Source organism: Actibacterium sp. EMB200-NS6 (assembly GCF_001305615.1).
GTDB classification, from domain to species: Bacteria; Pseudomonadota; Alphaproteobacteria; order Rhodobacterales; family Rhodobacteraceae; genus Actibacterium_A; species Actibacterium_A naphthalenivorans.
In genome coordinates this window covers 486,044-504,100 of the sequence record NZ_CP010869.1, presented here as the reverse complement: position 1 = coordinate 504,100, position 18,057 = coordinate 486,044, and the positions used below count along the sequence as shown (strand labels likewise).

The 18,057-nt window shown below is 64.1% G+C and carries 19 protein-coding genes and 1 pseudogene; 9 read left to right on the top strand and 11 right to left on the bottom strand.

Annotation, left to right across the window (positions count from 1 at the left end):
* The first annotated feature begins 1 nt into the window (after position 1).
* The 4 genes from TQ29_RS02535 to TQ29_RS02520 all read left to right on the top strand — a co-directional run bounded on the left by TQ29_RS02535 (position 2) and on the right by TQ29_RS02520 (position 3,811).
* Positions 2-1,096 (top strand): ABC transporter permease, encoded by a 1,095-nt coding sequence (locus TQ29_RS02535; protein ID WP_054537885.1) that lies wholly within the window; start codon positions 2-4, stop codon positions 1,094-1,096.
* Positions 1,096-2,061, top strand: a complete 966-nt coding sequence (locus tag TQ29_RS02530) for an ABC transporter permease (protein ID WP_054540293.1) — start codon at positions 1,096-1,098, stop codon at positions 2,059-2,061. Before TQ29_RS02535 ends, TQ29_RS02530 begins: the two co-directional genes overlap by 1 nt.
* 65 nt (positions 2,062-2,126) lie before the next feature.
* Positions 2,127-3,041 (top strand): sulfite exporter TauE/SafE family protein, encoded by a 915-nt coding sequence (locus tag TQ29_RS02525; protein ID WP_054537884.1) that lies wholly within the window; start codon positions 2,127-2,129, stop codon positions 3,039-3,041.
* Complete coding sequence (locus TQ29_RS02520; protein ID WP_054537883.1) at positions 3,041-3,811, top strand: TIGR02186 family protein; 771 nt, start codon at positions 3,041-3,043, stop codon at positions 3,809-3,811. The genes TQ29_RS02525 and TQ29_RS02520 overlap by 1 nt, the downstream gene beginning before the upstream one ends.
* 4 nt (positions 3,812-3,815) lie before the next feature.
* On the opposite strand, the gene TQ29_RS02515 is transcribed toward TQ29_RS02520, so the two are convergent.
* The 3 genes from TQ29_RS02515 to ccrA all read right to left on the bottom strand — a co-directional run bounded on the left by TQ29_RS02515 (position 3,816) and on the right by ccrA (position 7,026).
* The gene (locus TQ29_RS02515) at positions 3,816-5,351 is read right to left on the bottom strand and encodes an ATP-dependent RecD-like DNA helicase (protein ID WP_054537882.1); all 1,536 of its coding nucleotides are present in this window, start codon (positions 5,349-5,351) and stop codon (positions 3,816-3,818) included.
* Positions 5,352-5,393: 42 nt separating this feature from the next.
* Entirely contained in the window at positions 5,394-5,582 is a 189-nt protein-coding gene (locus TQ29_RS02510) for a hypothetical protein (RefSeq protein ID WP_054537881.1), read from the bottom strand.
* A gap of 151 nt (positions 5,583-5,733) precedes the next feature.
* The gene (gene ccrA / locus TQ29_RS02505) at positions 5,734-7,026 is read right to left on the bottom strand and encodes a crotonyl-CoA carboxylase/reductase (protein WP_054537880.1); all 1,293 of its coding nucleotides are present in this window, start codon (positions 7,024-7,026) and stop codon (positions 5,734-5,736) included.
* Positions 7,027-7,355: 329 nt separating this feature from the next.
* Here ccrA and TQ29_RS02500 point away from each other — a divergent pair.
* The 5 genes and pseudogenes from TQ29_RS02500 to TQ29_RS02480 form a co-directional block, all read left to right on the top strand.
* Positions 7,356-9,329, top strand: a pseudogene (locus tag TQ29_RS02500) (methylmalonyl-CoA mutase family protein); the annotation flags it as partial.
* Positions 9,330-9,417: 88 nt separating this feature from the next.
* The gene (locus TQ29_RS02495; protein WP_054537878.1) at positions 9,418-9,741 is read left to right on the top strand and encodes an H-NS family nucleoid-associated regulatory protein; all 324 of its coding nucleotides are present in this window, start codon (positions 9,418-9,420) and stop codon (positions 9,739-9,741) included.
* Positions 9,742-9,750: 9 nt separating this feature from the next.
* A complete protein-coding gene (deoD, locus tag TQ29_RS02490; protein WP_054537877.1) occupies positions 9,751-10,455 on the top strand; it encodes a purine-nucleoside phosphorylase in 705 nt (234 codons plus the stop codon).
* A 17-nt stretch (positions 10,456-10,472) separates the two neighbouring features.
* The gene (locus TQ29_RS02485) at positions 10,473-11,456 is read left to right on the top strand and encodes an aldo/keto reductase (protein WP_054537876.1); all 984 of its coding nucleotides are present in this window, start codon (positions 10,473-10,475) and stop codon (positions 11,454-11,456) included.
* A 46-nt stretch (positions 11,457-11,502) separates the two neighbouring features.
* The gene (locus tag TQ29_RS02480) at positions 11,503-11,952 is read left to right on the top strand and encodes a hypothetical protein (RefSeq protein WP_157445495.1); all 450 of its coding nucleotides are present in this window, start codon (positions 11,503-11,505) and stop codon (positions 11,950-11,952) included.
* 12 nt (positions 11,953-11,964) lie between these two features.
* Here TQ29_RS02480 and TQ29_RS02475 read toward each other — a convergent pair whose 3' ends face one another.
* From TQ29_RS02475 to TQ29_RS02440, 8 genes are all read right to left on the bottom strand, one after another.
* Positions 11,965-12,684: a ZIP family metal transporter gene (locus TQ29_RS02475; RefSeq protein WP_255353373.1), complete on the bottom strand. Its 720-nt coding sequence runs from the start codon at positions 12,682-12,684 to the stop codon at positions 11,965-11,967.
* Between the two features lie 12 nt (positions 12,685-12,696).
* On the bottom strand, positions 12,697-13,476 hold the full coding sequence (locus TQ29_RS02470; protein WP_037209622.1) for a succinate dehydrogenase iron-sulfur subunit: 780 nt from the start codon (positions 13,474-13,476) through the stop codon (positions 12,697-12,699).
* Between the two features lie 12 nt (positions 13,477-13,488).
* Positions 13,489-15,294: a succinate dehydrogenase flavoprotein subunit gene (gene sdhA, locus TQ29_RS02465; protein ID WP_054537874.1), complete on the bottom strand. Its 1,806-nt coding sequence runs from the start codon at positions 15,292-15,294 to the stop codon at positions 13,489-13,491.
* Positions 15,295-15,309: 15 nt separating this feature from the next.
* Positions 15,310-15,681, bottom strand: a complete 372-nt coding sequence (gene sdhD / locus TQ29_RS02460) for a succinate dehydrogenase, hydrophobic membrane anchor protein (RefSeq protein ID WP_037209625.1) — start codon at positions 15,679-15,681, stop codon at positions 15,310-15,312.
* 13 nt (positions 15,682-15,694) lie between these two features.
* Positions 15,695-16,078, bottom strand: coding sequence for a succinate dehydrogenase, cytochrome b556 subunit (sdhC, locus tag TQ29_RS02455; protein ID WP_054537873.1), 384 nt, complete (start codon positions 16,076-16,078; stop codon positions 15,695-15,697).
* 169 nt (positions 16,079-16,247) lie between these two features.
* Positions 16,248-17,282 (bottom strand): MaoC family dehydratase, encoded by a 1,035-nt coding sequence (locus TQ29_RS02450; protein ID WP_054537872.1) that lies wholly within the window; start codon positions 17,280-17,282, stop codon positions 16,248-16,250.
* Between the two features lie 2 nt (positions 17,283-17,284).
* Positions 17,285-17,488, bottom strand: a complete 204-nt coding sequence (locus tag TQ29_RS02445) for a DUF1737 domain-containing protein (RefSeq protein ID WP_037209631.1) — start codon at positions 17,486-17,488, stop codon at positions 17,285-17,287.
* A gap of 5 nt (positions 17,489-17,493) precedes the next feature.
* Positions 17,494-18,042, bottom strand: a complete 549-nt coding sequence (locus TQ29_RS02440) for an NnrU family protein (protein WP_054540291.1) — start codon at positions 18,040-18,042, stop codon at positions 17,494-17,496.
* Positions 18,043-18,057: the final 15 nt, after the last annotated feature.

The window sequence follows — 18,057 nt, the reverse complement described above, 5'->3', positions numbered from 1 at the left end:
CATGGAGCGTATGCCGCAATGGGCCGATGTGGTCCTTGTTCCGCTGATCAGCCTGCTGATGGCCTTCATCCTGTCGGCCCTGGTGATCGTGGCGATCGGCGAAGATCCGGTGGCCGCCGTGAAAATGATGGTCAACGGCGCGGTCGGATCGACCTATGGCTGGGGCTATACGCTCTATTACGCCACCAATTTCATGTTCACCGGGCTGGCCGTGGCCGTGGCCTTTCACGCGTCGATGTTCAACATCGGCGGCGAGGGTCAGGCGACCCTGGGCGGGCTTGGCGTGGCTGTCGTCTGTCTGGCGCTGCCCTGGCCGCACTGGGCGCTGGCGCTGCCGGTGGCGGTGCTGGGCGCAGCGCTGTTCGGGGCGGCATGGGCGGCCATCCCTGCCTATCTTCAGGCCCGGCGCGGCAGCCATATCGTGATCACCACGATCATGTTCAACTTCATCGGCGCCTCGCTGTTGAACTATCTTCTGGTCAATGTGATGCGGCCGGTCGGGTCGATGGATCCGGCAACGGCAAAATTCGGGCCGGGCACGCATCTGCCCACCCTGCATGATATCCTTGCCGTCGTCGGCATCCCGTTTTCCAGGGCGGCCCCGGCCAATATCAGCTTTCTGATCGCGGTGGTGGCCTGTTTTCTGGTCTGGCTGCTGATCTGGCGCACCCGTCTTGGCTATGCCATCCGCGCCTATGGAAAATCCGAGCCCGCCGCAGTCTACGCCGGCATTTCGCCCACGCGGATCATCATGATCTCGATGCTGATCTCGGGCGGGCTGGCCGGGATGATGGCCGTCAACAACGTGATGGGCGAGGCCGAGCGCCTGATCATGAACTCGGTCGAAGGTGCGGGGTTCATCGGTATCGCCGTGGCCCTGATGGGCCGCAGCCACCCGTTCGGCGTGTTCCTCGCGGCGATCCTGTTCGGCTTTCTCTATCAGGGCGGGGCCGAACTCGCGCTTTGGACAAGCATCCCGCGCGAACTGATCGTGGTCATCCAGGCGCTGGTAATCCTCTTCACCGGCGCGCTCGACAACATGGTGCGGATGCCGCTGGAAAAGCTGTTCCTGGCCCTGCGCAAGGATGACGCATGATGGATTTCGCGACCATCCTTCAGGTTTTCGATTCGACCGTGCGGCTGGCCACGCCGCTGCTGCTGGCCTGTCTGGCCGGGCTCTATTCCGAGCGGGCGGGAATCTATGACATCGGGCTGGAAGGCAAGATGCTGGCCGCCGCCTTCTTTTCGGGTGCCATCGCCGCCGTCACCGGCTCTGTCTGGCTGGGGCTCTTGGCCGGCATCGCGGCCTCGACGGCGCTGTCGGGCATCCATGGGCTGGCGGCGATCACCTTCCGCGGCAATCAACTGATTTCGGGCGTGGCGGTCAATTTTCTCGCGGCGGGCCTGACCGTCGTCATCGCGCAGGACTGGTTCAAGCAGGGCGGCCGCACGCCCTCGCTGATCGGCGGGGCGCGGTTCACGCCGGTCAAGCTGCCGCTGGCCGACACGCTGCGCGAGGTGCCGATCCTCGGCCCGATCTATTACGAACTGATCTCGGGCCATACCATCCTTGTCTACCTGGCCTTCGCCATGGTTCCGCTGACATGGTGGCTGCTGTTCCGCACCCGGTTCGGCCTGCGCCTGCGCGCCGTGGGCGAAAACCCCGCCGCAGTCGATACCGCCGGCGTGTCGGTGGTGGGCAACCGCTATGCCGCCGTGGCGATCTGCGGCCTGCTGTGCGGCATTGCCGGGGCCTATCTGGCCACTGCGCTTCAGGCCGGCTTCGTCAAGGACATGACGGCCGGGCGCGGCTATATCGCGCTGGCCGCGCTGATCTTCGCCAAATGGCGGCCGTGGTACGCGCTGTCCTCGACCCTGCTGTTCGGCTTTCTTCAGGCCATCGCCCTGCGCTATCAGAACATCGATCTGGGCGGGGTCGTGGTGCCGGTACAGTTCATGGACGCGCTTCCCTATATCCTGACCGTCGTCATCCTTGCCGGTTTCGTGGGCAAGGCCATCCCGCCGCGCGCGGGGGGCGAGCCCTATGTGAAGGAACGCTGAAAGAGATTTGGCGGGCCCCACCGGCGCGTCTTGCCGCAAGCGCCCGCGCACGACTAGGGTAGGATATGCAGATCTACCTTCCCATTGCCGAGGTCTCGGTCAACCTGTTCCTTCTGCTCGGCCTTGGCGGCATGGTGGGGGTGCTGTCGGGCATGTTCGGCGTCGGCGGCGGCTTTCTGATCACACCGCTTCTGTTCTTCATCGGGGTGCCGCCCGCCGTGGCCGTGGCCACCGGCGCGAACCAGATCGTCGCCTCTTCGGTCTCGGGCGTGCTGGCGCATCTGCGGCGCAAGACGGTGGACATCAGGATGGGCACCGTCCTGCTGTTCGGCGGCCTGCTGGGGTCGGGCCTGGGCATCTGGATCTTCAACCTGCTGACCCGGCTGGGGCAGGTCGATCTGCTGGTGACGCTTTGCTATGTCCTGTTCCTGGGCGTCGTCGGCACGCTGATGCTGATCGAGAGCCTGCGCGCCCTGCACCGTTCCAAACGCACGGGCGCGCTGCCCAAACGGCGCCAGCACGGCTGGGTCCATGCCCTGCCGCTGAAGATGAAATTTCGCACCTCCGGCCTTTACATCTCGATCATTCCGCCGATCGCGGTAGGGGCGTTTGTCGGCATCCTGGCCGCGATCATGGGCGTGGGCGGCGGCTTCATCATGGTGCCTGCGATGATCTACCTGCTGAACATGCCGACCAAGGTCGTGGTTGGCACATCGCTGTTCCAGATCATCTTCGTGACCGGCTTTACCACCCTGATGCATGCCGTGACGAACCAGACGGTCGATATCGCCCTGGCCATCGTGCTGATCCTCGGCGGGGTGATCGGGGCGCAGCTTGGCACCCAGATCGGGCTGAAGCTGAAGGCCGAACAGCTGCGCATCCTGCTGGCACTTCTGGTCATCGCCGTCTGCGGCAAGCTGGCGCTGGATCTGCTGCTGCGCCCGTCAGAGCTTTACTCACTGACGCAAGGGGCGATGTGATGCGCCGCTGGCTGATCCTCGCCCTTGCCGCCCTGTGCCTTCTGTCCCTGCCCGCACGGGCCGGGGAACAGGTGGTCGCCGGGCTCAGCCAGGCGCGCGTGGCCATCACCACCGATTTCGCAGGCTCCGAAATCCTGGTGTTCGGCGCGGTCAAGCGCAACGCTCCCTACCCCGAAGAGCCGCCACTACAGGTGATCGTCACCGTCGCCGGGCCGCTGGAGCCCGTCACCGTGCGCCGCAAGAGCCGCAGCTTCGGCATCTGGGTGAACACCGCCTCGATAGAGGTGGACGCCGCCCCCGGCTTTTACGCCATCGCCGCCACCGCGCCGCTGACCGACGCGCTGACCTTTACCGAGGATCTGCGCTACAAGGTGTCTGTGCCGCAGATGATCCGCGCCGTCGGGGCGCCCGTGGATATCCCCGACGCGGAGGCCTTTGTCAGCGCGCTGATCCGCATACGCGACCGCAACGGGCACTATGTGGTGAAAGAAGGCGCGGTGTCGCTGACCGAAGACACGCTCTTTCGCACCTCCATCGCGCTGCCGGCGAATCTGGCCGAAGGCGATTACACCACCCGCATCTTCCTGACCCGCGGCGGGCGGGTGATCGACGTCTACCAGACGAAAATCAACGTCACCATGGTGGGGCTCGAACGCTGGGCCTTCAACCTGGCGCATGAACAGCCGCTGATCTACGGCCTGCTGTCGCTGATGATCGCCGCCAGTGCGGGCTGGGCCGCATCGACCGCCTTCCGCTATATCCGGGGCTGACCGTTCAGGGCGCCTGCTCTTGCGCGGTCAACTCCAGCGGCGTGGGCGCGACGCGCAGATCATCCACCGAAAGCGGCGCCGTGGGCCGCGAAAGCCGGTTGCGCACCACCCAGAACAACCGCTTTTCCGCCCGGGTGATCGCGACATAGGCCAGCCGTTTCCACAAGGGCTGCCCCGCCTCGACCCGCCCCATCCGCGCAGCGGCCCAAAGGTCGGGCGCGAAAACCTGCACATTCTCCCACTGGCTGCCCTGCGCCTTGTGGATCGTCACCGCCGCCCCGTGCAGAAACGCCGCGCCCATGTTGGCGGCGAAGGGAATGAACGGCTCTTCCTCGTCCGGCAGTTCGATCTTGATGATCGAAGCGGCCGAAACCTGCGGATCTTCGGCGCCCATCACGTGCAGCCGCGAAAAACCCGGTTTGCGGCCGGGGCCGAGATAGATCACCTGCGCCCCCTTGATCAGCCCGCGCGCCTCCAGATCCAGCCGTTTCTTGCGGTGCTTCAGCGGCAGCTCTATCCCGTCGCAGATCAGCGGCTCGCCGGGCAAAAGCTCGTCGACGGGCGCGCCATAGGCGTTGCGGAACGCGTGGATCAGGCGAATGCGGGTGGCATTGCGCCAGACCAGAACCGGCGAGCGCGCCATCAGATCGGCCTCGACCCGCCCGGCCAGCACGACGCGCGCGTCGCGCGCGGCCAACTGCTCCACCCGGCGTTCGAACTCCTCGAACCCGACGTCGGGATCACCCAGCGCATGGGCCAGATCCAGAATCGGGTTATCCTCGGCCTGACGATGGATGCGGTGCAGGATCAGCTTGCGCTTTTCCGGCAGCGCATCGAACACCATCTGGCCCGACTGGTTCACCGGCGCCAGCTGCGCCGGGTCGCCGAACAGGATCAGCGTCGGAAAAATCTCCTGCAGATCCTCGAACTGCTTGGCATCCAGCATCGAGGCTTCATCGACGAAACCGATATCCAGCGGATCCTCGCGCCGTTTCCAGCCCAGAATGAAATCGCTGCCCCGGAGCCCCGCCGCCGCCAGCGCGCCGGGGATCGACGTGTTGGACTGGTAAAAGGCGAACGCCCGGTCCAGCGCCGCATCGGTCAGCCCCTCAACGGTGGGCCGTTCGCCATTGCCGGCCAGCCAGTCGGCGATCTTCTCATATTCGGGGTCATAGACCGGAGTGTAGAGGATGCGGTGGATGGTGGTCGCGGGCACGCGGCGGTTGCGCAGCACGCTGGCCGCCTTGTTGGTCGGCGCGAGAATGGCCAGTGTCCGCCGATCCTTGCGCCGCTTGCCTTCGTAATCGCCGGAAACGATGTCTACCCCCGCCTCCTGCAGGGCTTCGTAGAGCTTGGCCAGAAGCAGCGTCTTGCCTGATCCGGCCTTGCCGATCACCGCCAGAACGCGCGATGTCTGGCCATCGGCGCGGGGCGTCAGAACACCCTGGTCAACATCCACGCCGACGCCGCGCAGCGCCTCGCTGACGCTGTCGAAGGCTTCCGCCTGATCTTCGGAGAACTGTACTGCGGGCACGGACATGGCGCGGACCCTACCGCCCGCGCGCGGTGGGCACCAGCGCGATCAGCCGCGCCAGCGGTCCTTTCGCCCGTCGCGCGGCACCGCGCCGCCACGATCCTCCGCCCCGGCGTTCAGTTCGCGGCAGGCCACCGCCACGGTATTGTCCAGCTCGCTCGCCAGGTCCGCGAGCCCGTTTTCCAGCGCGAAGGCCCGAAGGTCCGTCAGCACCTCGACTATCCACTCGTTTGTCATAGTTGGGCACCTTTCCGCAGATTATCCGATCACCGGAAACAACTTTAACGTGTATTTCCCGCTTGCATAGCCTCGATGCCCGCCGGCTGCGCAACAAAAAGCCCCGCTGCCATGGGTCTGGCGGCGGGGCTTTTCCTGTCAGGGTCGGTTGTTAGAGCGCGTCGCCCGCCTCCAGCGCATCCGCGAAGGTGCGCAACCCGGTGCGCGGCGCCTGCACCAGCACCGCCATATTGCCCGGCTTGTGCTCGTTGCGCAGCATCTTCATATGCGCCATCGGGATTTCATCCCACGGAAACACCTCGGACATCGACGGATCGATCCGGCGCTCGAGCATCAGGCGGTTGGCGGCGGCGGCCTGTTTGAGATGGGCGAAATGGCTGCCCTGCACCCGCTTCTGGTGCATCCACAGATAGCGCGCGTCCAGCGTCAGGTTGAACCCCGTGGTGCCGGCGCAGATCACCACCATGCCGCCCTTCTTCACCACGAAGACAGACACCGGGAACGTCGCCTCGCCCGGGTGTTCGAACACCATGTCCACGTTGTTGCCCTTGCCGGTGATATCCCAGATCGCCTTGCCGAACTTGCGGACCTCGCCGAACCAGGCCTTGTATTCGGGGCTGTTGACCGTGGGCATCTGCCCCCAGCAGTTGAAATCCTTGCGGTTGATCACGCCCTTGGCGCCCAGGCTCATGACAAACTCGCGCTTGTCCTCATCCGAGATTACGCCGATGGCGTTGGCGCCTGCGGTGTTGATCAGCTGGATGGCGAACGAGCCCAAACCGCCCGACGCGCCCCAGACCAGCACGTTCTGGCCCGGCTTCAACTCATGCGGATGATGGCCGAACAGCATCCGGTACGCGGTGGCCAGCGTCAGCGTGTAGCAGGCGCTTTCTTCCCATGTCAGGTGCTTGGGTCGCGGCAAAAGCTGCTGCGCCTGCACATTGGTGAACTGGGCGAAAGATCCATCGGGGGTCTCATAGCCCCAGATCCGCTGGCTGGGCGAGAACATCGGATCGCCGCCGTTGCACTCTTCATCGTCGCCATCGTCCTGGTTGCAGTGGATCACGACCTCGTCGCCCACCTTCCAGTTCTTCACCTTGTCGCCAACGGCCCAGACGATACCCGAGGCATCCGAGCCGGCGATGTGAAACTCTGCCTTGTGTACGTCGAAAGGGCTGATCGGCACGCCGAGGCCGGCCCAGATGCCATTGTAGTTCACGCCGGCGGCCATCACCAGAACCAGCACTTCGTGGCTGTCGAGCACCGGGGTATCCACCACCTCGATCTGGAACGACTTGTCAGGCTCGCCGTGCCGCTCGCGCCGGATGGCCCAAGCGTACATCTTCTTGGGCACATAGCCCATCGGGGGCATTTCCCCGACTTCGTAGAGGTCCTTTTCGGGCGCTTCGTAGGAAATGACGTCCGTCTTGGTGTCGAGTGCCATCAATGCCTCCTTGCAGTCATCTGGGTTGCCGCGCCGCAGAATCGGCGCGCTGATCTAGGGTGAATTAAATTTGGTTGCGCAATTTTGCAACCTACAAAGCAAAAATTTTGTAATTTTATGTCTCGCCCGAGAAAATTCAGCACACCCTAAGCTGCTGCGAACCTGCCTTTATACAACCTGTATAGCAGGATTTCCGGACATATTCCTCCAATTCCAGCTATGGTAACGTAACTGCCTAAGATGTGCCGCAGCGCGGCGAATTGACATTGGCATAAAATTCCACGTATCACCCACAGAACGAAACAAAGTTACCAGAGCGATTCACGAGGCCCGCGATGACCGAGATGCAGAAAGACCGCCCATGGCTGTTCCGCACCTATGCGGGCCATTCCACCGCCCGGGCCTCCAACGCGCTGTACCGGGGCAATCTGGCAAAGGGCCAGACCGGCCTCTCCGTGGCGTTCGACCTGCCCACGCAGACCGGCTATGACAGCGACCATGAACTGGCGCGGGGCGAGGTCGGCAAGGTCGGCGTTCCGGTCGGCCATCTGGGCGACATGCGGATGCTGTTTCAGGATATCCCGCTGGAACAGATGAACACCTCGATGACGATCAACGCCACCGCGCCCTGGCTGCTCTCGCTCTACATCGCCGCGGCCGAGGAACAGGGCGCCGACATCAGCAAGCTGCAGGGCACCGTGCAGAATGACATCATCAAGGAATACCTGAGCCGCGGCACCTATATCTGCCCGCCCAAGCCCAGCCTGCGGATGATCACCGACGTGGCCGCCTATACCCGCGAACACCTGCCCAAGTGGAACCCGATGAACGTGTGTTCCTATCACCTGCAAGAGGCCGGCGCGACGCCCGAGCAGGAACTGGCCTTCGCGCTGGCCACCGCCACCGCCGTGCTGGACGATCTGAAGGGCAAGGTCAGCGACGAGGATTTTCCCGGCATGGTCGGGCGCATCTCTTTCTTCGTGAACGCGGGCGTCCGCTTTGTCACCGAGATGTGCAAGATGCGCGCCTTTGTCGAACTGTGGGATGAGATCTGCCTGGAGCGTTACGGCGTGGCCGACCCGAAATTCCGCCGTTTCCGCTATGGCGTTCAGGTCAACAGCCTGGGGCTGACCGAACAGCAGCCAGAGAATAACGTCTACCGCATCCTGATCGAAATGCTCGCCGTGACGCTTTCGAAAAACGCCCGCGCCCGCGCGGTGCAACTGCCGGCCTGGAACGAGGCGCTCGGCCTGCCGCGCCCGTGGGATCAGCAATGGTCGCTGCGGATGCAGCAGATTCTGGCCTATGAATCCGATCTTCTGGAATATGACGATCTGTTCGACGGCAACCCCGCCGTCACCCGCAAGGTCGAGGCGCTGAAAGACGGCGCGCGGGCCGAACTGGCCCAGATCGACAGTATGGGCGGCGCGGTGGCGGCCATCGACTATATGAAATCCCGGCTGGTCGAAAGCAACGCCGAGCGTATCGCCCGGATCGAGGGCGGCGACACCGTGGTCGTCGGCGTGAATCGCTGGACAGAGGCCGAGCCCAGCCCCCTGACCGCCGGGGAAGAGGCGATCATGGTCGCCGATCCCGAGGCGGAGGCCGATCAGATCGCCCGCCTGACCGCCTGGCGCGCAAGCCGCGATGAAACCGCCGTGCAGGCCGCACTGGACAAGGTGCGCACGGCGGCGGCAAGCGGCACCAACATCATGCCGCCCTCGATCGAGGCGGCAAAGGCCGGGGCCACGACCGGCGAATGGGGTGACATGGTGCGCGCCGCCTTCGGCCAGTATCGCGGCCCCACCGGCGTATCGAAAAACCCCTCCAACCGCACCGAAGGGCTGGAGCAGATCCGCGCCCAGGTTGATGCTGTGTCAGACAAGCTGGGCCGGCGGCTGAAGTTTCTGGTCGGCAAGCCCGGCCTCGACGGCCATTCCAACGGGGCCGAACAGATCGCCGCCCGCGCGCGTGACTGCGGCATGGATATCTCTTACGAAGGCATCCGCCTGACGCCCGGGGAAATCGTGCGCGCCGCCAAGGCGGAAGAGGTGCATGTTGTGGGCCTTTCGATCCTGTCGGGCAGCCATATCCCGCTGATCGAGGATCTGATGGGCCGGATGCAGACCGAGGGGCTGGGCCACATCCCCGTGGTCGTCGGCGGCATCATCCCCGAGGAAGACGCCCGCCGACTGGCGGCCATGGGCGTGGCGCGGGTCTACACCCCCAAGGATTTCGAGTTGAACCGGATCATGTTCGATATCGTCGGGCTGGTCGACCCCGGCGCCGCCGCAGCCGAGTAAGTACAGGCCCCGCCACGGATTTTAACGGATTTTCATTGCGAAACCGCCGTTTTTCCTGTCTTTTGCGGGATAAATTGGGGAGTACGCAATGAACACCGACCTGAACACGATGTCGCGCGAAGATCTGCTGGCGCTGCGCAGCCGGATCGACAAGGCGCTGGATCGGCTGGCCGTAGAGGAAAAGAAGAAAGCGCTCGAGGCCGTCAAGCAAGCCGCCAAGACCCATGGCTTCACGCTGGACGAGTTGATGCCGCTTGTCGATGGCGCCAAGCCCGCCAAAAAGACCAAGCTGCCGGCGAAATACCGCAACCCCGAAAACCCCAGCCAGACCTGGAGCGGCAAGGGGCGCCCGCCCGGCTGGATGAAGGAAGCGCTCGAGAACGGAACACCGCTGAGCGATCTGGCGATCTGAGGGTCCACGATGACCATCCACATCGGCGCGAAACCCGGCGACATCGCCGAAACCGTCCTTTTGCCCGGCGATCCTTATCGTGCGAAATGGGCGGCCGAGACGTTTCTGGAAAACCCTGTCTGCGTGAACCAGGTGCGCGGGATGCTGGGTTTCACCGGCACGTGGAAGGGAAACCGGGTCACGATCCACGGCTCGGGCATGGGCATGCCGTCGCTCTCGATTTACGCCAACGAGCTGATCGCCGAGTATAACGCGCAAACCCTGATCCGCATCGGCTCCTGCGGGGCGATGCAGGAAACCGTGAAACTGCGCGACGTGATCCTCGCGATGACCTCGTCCAGCCTCTCCACCCCGTCGAGCGGCATTTTCAGAGAGCTGAACTTTGCCCCCTGCGCCGATTACGGGCTGCTGCGCGCGGCGGCGGATGCGGCGGCGGCCAAAGGCGTTACCACCCATGTCGGCGGCATCTATTCATCAGACGTTTTCTACGATGAACGCCCCGATCTGAACGAACAGATGGTCCGCCACGGCATTCTGGGGGTCGAGATGGAGGCGGCGGAACTGTACAATCTCGCCGCCCGCCATGGCCGCCGGGCGCTGGCGGTGCTCACCGTATCGGACCACCTGCTGACACATCAGGCGCTGCCGTCCGAAGATCGCGAAACCGGCTTCGGCGCCATGGTCGAAATCGCGCTTCAGGCCGCCTTCGCCTGACCTTGGGAGAGACGAACATGCAAAAACGCAGACTTGGCGCCACCGGTCCCGAGGCCAGCGCCATCGGCCTGGGCTGCATGAGCTTTGCCGGCTTCTTCGGCAGCACCGACGAAGACGCCAGCATGGCCTGTATGCAAGCCGCCGTCGACGCCGGGATCGACTTTTTCGATACCGCCAATATCTATGGCATGGGTCGCTCGGAAAACGTGGTCGGCCGGTTCCTGACGGAAAGCAAGGCCCGGGTCACCATCGCCACCAAGGTCGGCATCGTCCCCGGCCCGCCGCGCCGGTTTGACAATTCCGCCGATTACATCCGCTCGGAACTCGAAGCTTCGTTGAAGCGGCTGGGCCGCGACCATGTGGAGCTTTACTATATCCACCGGCGCGAGGCGGAGCGGCCGGTCGAAGAAGTGGTGGAAACCCTGGCTACGCTGATCGGCGAAGGGCTGATCGGTGGCTACGGCCTGTCGGAGGTTGCCCCCTCTACCGTGCGGCGGGCCCATGCGGTGCACCCCTGCATGGCGGTGCAGAACGAATATTCGCTGTGGTCCCGCCAGCCCGAACTGGGCCTGCTCCAGACCTGCCGGGAGCTTGGCGTAGCCTTTATCCCCTTCTCACCGCTGGCGCGCGGCATGCTGGGCGAGGTGCCGCTGGACCCCGAACAGATGGAGCCGAAGGACTGGCGCCGCACCAACCCGCGGTTCACCCAGCCGAACTACGGCTACAACCTTGCCGCCGTCGACGGGTTCCGCCGCTTTTGCCGGGATCGCGGCTGGGCGGTCTCCGCCGCGGCGCTGGCCTGGGTGCTGGACAAGGGCGAACACCTGATCCCGATCCCCGGCACGCGCAGCGCCGCGCATCTGCGCGAATGGCTGGGTGCGTACGACATTGCCCTCACCGAAGATGATCGCGCCGAAATCGAGCGGCTGCTGCCCGCCGGCTTTGCCCATGGCGATCGCTACAGCGACGCACAAATCATCGGGGTGGAACGATATTGCTAGGCCCGGCGCGCCAGACCGGGCGCCTGTATTTCAGAAGGGATTTGAAATGACGTTTTTTAGATCTGCCTGCCTGATGGCACTGATGGCCCTTGGCACCCCGGTTCTGGCCCAGAGCGATGAATGGGGCAACCTGGGCGCGCTGATCGGCAGCACGCTGGGCCCCTATACCGGCGACGGCGGTGCCGTCTGGCTGCCCGACAGTGCCGACAGCGCCCGCGCGACCGAAGCCATCGCACTGCTGTATCAATCCAGCCCGACCGGCGGCAATGCAATCCAGCTGACCACCGGCTATTTCCGCAAGGGCGCAAACGGCTTTGCCTTCGTCGGCCCGTTGCAGGGGCTGTTCGGGATGGAGCCGCAAGATCCCCGCTTCTTTCCCGACCGGATCGAGGTAACGACCCTGACCCTCGGACCCGACGATCCCCGGTGCTGCCCGACCAAACTGATCCGCTGGTCGATCGACCGCGCCACCCTGCGGGCCACGCAACTCCCCTGATGCCGCTGCGGCCTAGGTCACGTAAAGCTCTCCGGCGAGGCCCACCATGAACCCCGCGACCGCGCCGAGCGGCGGCGCCCAGTGCCGTTCCAGCTTGGCCTGCGGCGCGATGTCGGCGAAGGTGAGGTAAAGAATGCCGCCACCCGCGAACAGCATGATGCCGCCCAGCAATCGTGGCATGGCAAACAGCACCTCTTCGCCCAGCAACGCGGCGGCCGGGCCAAGCAGGGCAAGCGCGGCGAAAAAGCCGATCAGACGCCGGGCAGACAGTCCATAGCCGGATTTCAGCTCACGGTAGGCGTTGAACGCCTCGGGCAGGTTTTGCAGCGCGATCAGCAGCGCCAGCAGCCGCGCCGTGGCCGCATCGCTGACCAGCATCGCGCCAAGGGCCATCGCCTCGGGCACGAAATCCAGCACCATCGCCAGAAGCTGCGCCCCCGATCCACCGTGTTCATGCAACCGGCGATCGAACAGAAAGAACACGAAACCGCCCGCGCCGAACAGCGCCAGCGCGGCCGGTGACGGCAGCCGTGCCGCCCCTTCCGGCACCAACACCAGCGCCACTGCCGAAAGCAGAACGCCGCCGCCAAAGGCGACGACGCTATGCCGGAACTCGCGCTCCATCCAGCCGGGCCGGAAATTCTCGAAGGCCGCGATGATGCCCCCGACCGGTATGGCGGCCCCCGCTATCGACGACAGCAACAGCGCGCCGACCAGGCTCTCGGGCAGCACGCGCGGCGCCCGTCAGACCGCGCGCTCGACCATCATCTTCTTGATCTCGGCAATCGCCTTGGCCGGGTTCAGCCCCTTGGGGCAGGTCTTGGCGCAGTTCATGATCGTGTGGCAACGGTAGAGCTTGAACGGATCTTCCAGATCATCCAGACGCTCGGGCGTGGCTTCGTCGCGGCTGTCGATGATCCAGCGATAGGCATGCAACAGCGCGGCGGGGCCAAGATAGCGGTCGCCGTTCCACCAGTAGCTGGGGCAGGAGGTCGAGCAGGAGGCGCACATCACGCATTCATAAAGCCCGTCGAGCTTCTTGCGGTCCTCGATCGACTGGCGCCACTCTTTCTGCGGGCGGTTTGTCTTGGTTTCCAGCCAGGGCATGATGCTGGCATGCTGGGCGTAGAAATGGGTGAGATCGGGGATCAGATCCTTGACCACCGGCATATGCGGCAGCGGATAGATCTTCACATCGCCCTTCACCTCATCCATGCCATAGATGCAGGCCAGCGTGTTGATCCCGTCGATATTCATCGCGCAGGATCCACAGATGCCCTCGCGGCACGAGCGGCGGAAGGTCAGCGTCGGGTCGATCTCGTTCTTGATCTTGATCAGCGCGTCCAGGATCATCGGGCCGCAGCTATCCATATCCACGAAATACGTGTCTACCTGCGGGTTCTGCCCGTCATCGGGGTTCCAGCGGTAAATCTGGAACTTCCGCACATTGGTCGCGCCTTCGGGCTTGGGCCAGGTCTTCCCGGTCTTGATCTTGGAATTCTTCGGAAGCGTGAATTGAACCATCGTTCCGTCTCCTTAATAAATCCGCGCCTTGGGCGCGATTTTCTTCAGATCAATCCCACCTTCATCCTGCGTGGTCAGAGGATCAAGGTGAACCGGGCGATAATCGAGCTGTACCGTATTGCCTTCGATCCGGGCCAGCGAATGCTTGCGCCAGTTGGCATCGTCGCGATCGGGGTAATCCTCATGCGCATGGGCGCCGCGGCTTTCCTTGCGCGCCTCGGCCCCGACGATGGTGGCCAGCGCGTTGGGCATCAGGTTGGTCAGCTCCAGCGTTTCCATCAGATCGCTGTTCCAGACCAGGCTGCGGTCGGAAACCTTGATGTCGGCCATCTTGGCGGCGACGGCCTGCATCTTCCCGACGCCCTCGGCCAGCGATTTGTCGGTGCGGAACACGGCGGCGTCGGCCTGCATCGTCTTTTGCATCTCGAGCCGCAGATCGGCGGTCGGGATCGAGCCGTTGGCGTTGCGCAGCGTATCGAACCGGTCCAGCGCCTTGTCGATCGAGGCCTGGTTCAGCACCGGGTTCTCGGCTTCCGGATCCACCACCTTGGCGGCACGGATTGCGGCGGCGCGACCGAACACCACCAGATCGATCAGCGAGTTCGAGCCCAGCCGGTTCGCCCCATGCACCGAGGCGCAGCCCGCCTCGCCCACGGCCATCAGGCCCGGCGCGATGGCGTCCGGGTTGTCGGCGGTCGGGTTCAGAACCTCGCCCCAATAGTTGGTGGGGATGCCGCCCATGTTGTAATGCACGGTCGGCAGGATCGGGATCGGTTCCTTGGTCACATCCACCCCGGCGAAGATCCGGGCGCTTTCCGAAATGCCGGGCAGGCGTTCGGCCAGCGCTTCGGGCGGCAGGTGGTTCAGGTGCAGGTGCATATGGTCCTTCTCGGGGCCCACACCGCGCCCTTCGCGGATTTCCATGGTGATGCAGCGGCTGACCACATCGCGCGACGCCAGATCCTTGTAGGTCGGCGCGTAGCGTTCCATGAACCGCTCGCCTTCGGAGTTGGTCAGATATCCGCCCTCGCCGCGCGCGCCTTCGGTGATCAGGCAGCCCGAACCGTAGATGCCGGTGGGGTGGAACTGCACGAATTCCATGTCCTGCAGCGCCAGCCCGGCCCGCGCGGCCATGCCGCCACCGTCGCCGGTGCAGGTATGGGCCGAGGTGGCGCTGAAATAGGCGCGGCCATAGCCGCCGGTGGCCAGCACGACCATCTTGGCGTTGAACACATGGATCGTGCCATCATCCAGCTTCCAGCAGACAACGCCCTGACACTGCCCGTCTTCCGACATGATCAGGTCGATGGCGAAATATTCGATGTAGAACTCGGCGTTGTTCTTCAGCGACTGGCCATAGAGCGTGTGCAGAATGGCGTGGCCGGTGCGGTCGGCCGCCGCGCAGGTACGCTGCACCGGGGGGCCTTCGCCGAATTCGGTGGTATGGCCGCCAAAGGGGCGCTGATAGATCTTGCCCTCTTCGGTGCGGCTGAACGGAACGCCGTAATGCTCCAGCTCATACACGGCCTTGGGCGCCTCGCGCGCCAGATATTCCATCGCGTCGGTATCGCCCAGCCAGTCCGAACCCTTGACCGTGTCATACATGTGCCACTGCCAGTTGTCGGGGCCCATGTTGCTCAGCGATGCGGCGATACCGCCCTGGGCGGCAACCGTGTGCGACCGTGTCGGGAAAACCTTGGTCACACAGGCGGTGCGCAGCCCCTGCTCGGCCATGCCCAGCGTGGCGCGCAGGCCGGAGCCGCCCGCACCAACGACCACGACGTCATAGGTATGCGTCTCGTATTCGTATGCAGCCATGTTTTTCGGTGCTCCTTAAAGCGCGATACGGGCGATGGCGAACACGCCCGTCGCCGCCGCCGCGTAGCTCAGGCAGGTCATCGCAATGATCAGGATCTTGCGGGTCAGCCCGTCGGTGTAATCTTCGATCGGCGACTGCACCCCGTTCTTGAAATGCACGAAGCCCACCACGATGGTCAGCGCCGCCACGATCGCCGGGAAGGGATGTTCGAAATAGGCGATCACCTCTTCATAGGGCTTGCCCAGCATCGGCCCGAAGGTGAAGACGAACAGCGGCACCAGGATCAGCAGCGCCACGGAGCTGACGGTCATGCCCCACATGTGATGCGCCCCGGAATGGGCCGCACCCATGCCCACGGCGCGTTTGCGATCGGTCAGAAATGCCATCCCGCTTCCCTCCTCAAATCACGATAACGGTAAGGATCGTCAGAACGACAGACCCGATGATGGCAGCCCAGCCCAGCTTCATCGCGACAGGCAGCTCCAGGCCGCGGCCCGTATCCCAGATCAGATGCCGGACACCGGCCAGCGCGTGATACCACAGCGCCCAGACCGATCCGAACATCACCAGATCGCCCAGCCAGGATGTGATGATACCATCGGCGAACGCGAAATATTCCGGCCCGCTCGCCGCCGCCAGGAACCACCACACGACCAGGATCGCGCCCACAAGCAGCGCATTGCCGGTGATCCGTGTCAGGATCGAGGTGATGGAGGTAAGCTGCGGCCGGTAAATCTGAAGGTGGGGGGAAAGCGGCCGGTTCCCCCGGTTCACGTCTGCCATGATTGGACCTTCTTTCTGTCTGGTAGCTTGGGTGTGGTGTTACCGATTTTTTCCGTCGAGTCACGGCTCGTTAGCGCTGAACATGCGGAATTTCAGCTTCCCGACGCGAAAAGTGCCGCTTTGTGATCACGCAAATTGCTTGCGTGATCACAAAAACCCCCACCCTGGCCTACCGGGGCATCAGCGCCCAATAATCGAGGTCCAGCAGAACGTCCGGGCTGTATTTCCCGTCCGTCCCCTTCAGGGCGAACGGTTCCGCATCACCCTTCACCGCCACCAACCGCAGCCGGATCGCGCCAACGCCCGGCGCATCGGTTTCCGCCTTGTCCAGCACCTCCGACCAGGCCTTCACCGTGTCGCCGCTGAAACAGGGGTTGGCATGGGCTCCGCCGTTCAGCCCCACGATCATCTGCGCATTGGCCAGCCCGTTGAACGAAAGTGCCCGGGCCATGGAGATCACATGCCCGCCATAGATCAGCCGCTGGCCGTCGGGCCGGAAGGTGGCATCGAAATGCACCTTGGCGGTGTTCTGCCACAGCCGCGTGGCGATCATGTGCTCGGCCTCTTCGATGGTCACGCCATCGACATGGTCGATGGTCTCACCCGGCTCGTAATCGCCCCAGCGATGCGGCTCGCCCGCCAATGTGAAATCATAGCCGCTGAAATCCAGGCCCGGCGGGATCATCAGATCGCCCGGATCGACGACATCGGCCAGCGCCGGAATCACCGTGTCGGGCGCCGCCGCCTCCGGGTCGCGCTTGCGCACCATCACCCAGCGCATGTACTCCAGAACCACCTCTGCCCGCTGGTTCAGCCCGCGCGTCCGCACGTAAACCACCCCTGATTTACCGTTGGAGTTCTGCTTCAGCCCGATCACCTCGCTCTCGGACCGCAGCGTATCACCCGGATAGACCGGCATCAGAAACCGCCCCTCGGCATAGCCCAGATTGGCCACCGCGTTCAGCGAAACATCCGGCACCGTCTTTCCGAACACCGTGTGAAAGGCGATCATGTCATCCAGTGGCGCGGCGGGCAGGCCGCAGGCCCGCGCGAAGTCATCCGAGGAATAAAGCGCATGCCGCGCCGGGTACAGCGCGTGATACAGCGCCCGCTCGCCGCCCGACAGGGTGCGCGGCACCGCATGGGCGATCACCTGCCCCAGCTTGTAATCTTCGAAAAACCGGCCCGGATTGGTCTTGGCCATGCTCACAACGCTCCCAGTTTCACATCGGGCGCATAGTCGCCCGCCACGTCCTTCACCACGGCCTGTGCGCAGCGCATCTTTCCGGTGGCCGCGTCAAAGGCATAGGCCGGATCCCCATAAAGAACCCAGCCCTTCGACAGCGCCTCCGTCACCTTGTGGCAAAAGGCCGACGTGTCTTCCTCGGTCAGCAAACGATAGGCTTTCATCGGCATCACATGGGAAAGGGCGACGGGCCGATCCAGTAGTGGATCCCCGCGATGGCCGCATAGACCACAACCGTGATCACACCCAGCCGGATATCACCTGCCACGCTGCCACCCTGCCACCGCTCCCACTCGGGTTCGCGGGCGTTGATCGCGAAGATCGACAAAACCGCCCAGATCAGCATGCCCCCGAACAGCACGACCGAGGCCAGATCGCCATTCACCAGCAGATGGCCCACCGCCCATGTGATCACACCCAGCAGCATCGGGTGCCGCAACCGGCCGCGCAACCGGCTCTTGGAATTTCCAAGCCCGAACAGCGCGACGGCGAAGAGCATCAGCAGATCGGTCAGATGCATCGTCCAGCTTGGCGGATACCACAGCGGCACCACCTCGGCGCCGCGATAGCCGATCACCATCAGCACCACGCCGGCAACCACCAGCAGGGCAACGACGCCCTTGAACTTGTCGCCCAGTCCCGCCCGCATCTCCGGCGCCAGGCGCTTGAACAGATGCGGGACCGACCAGACCAGCAGACCGAGTATCAACAGGGGCATCATGTCTCTCCTCAA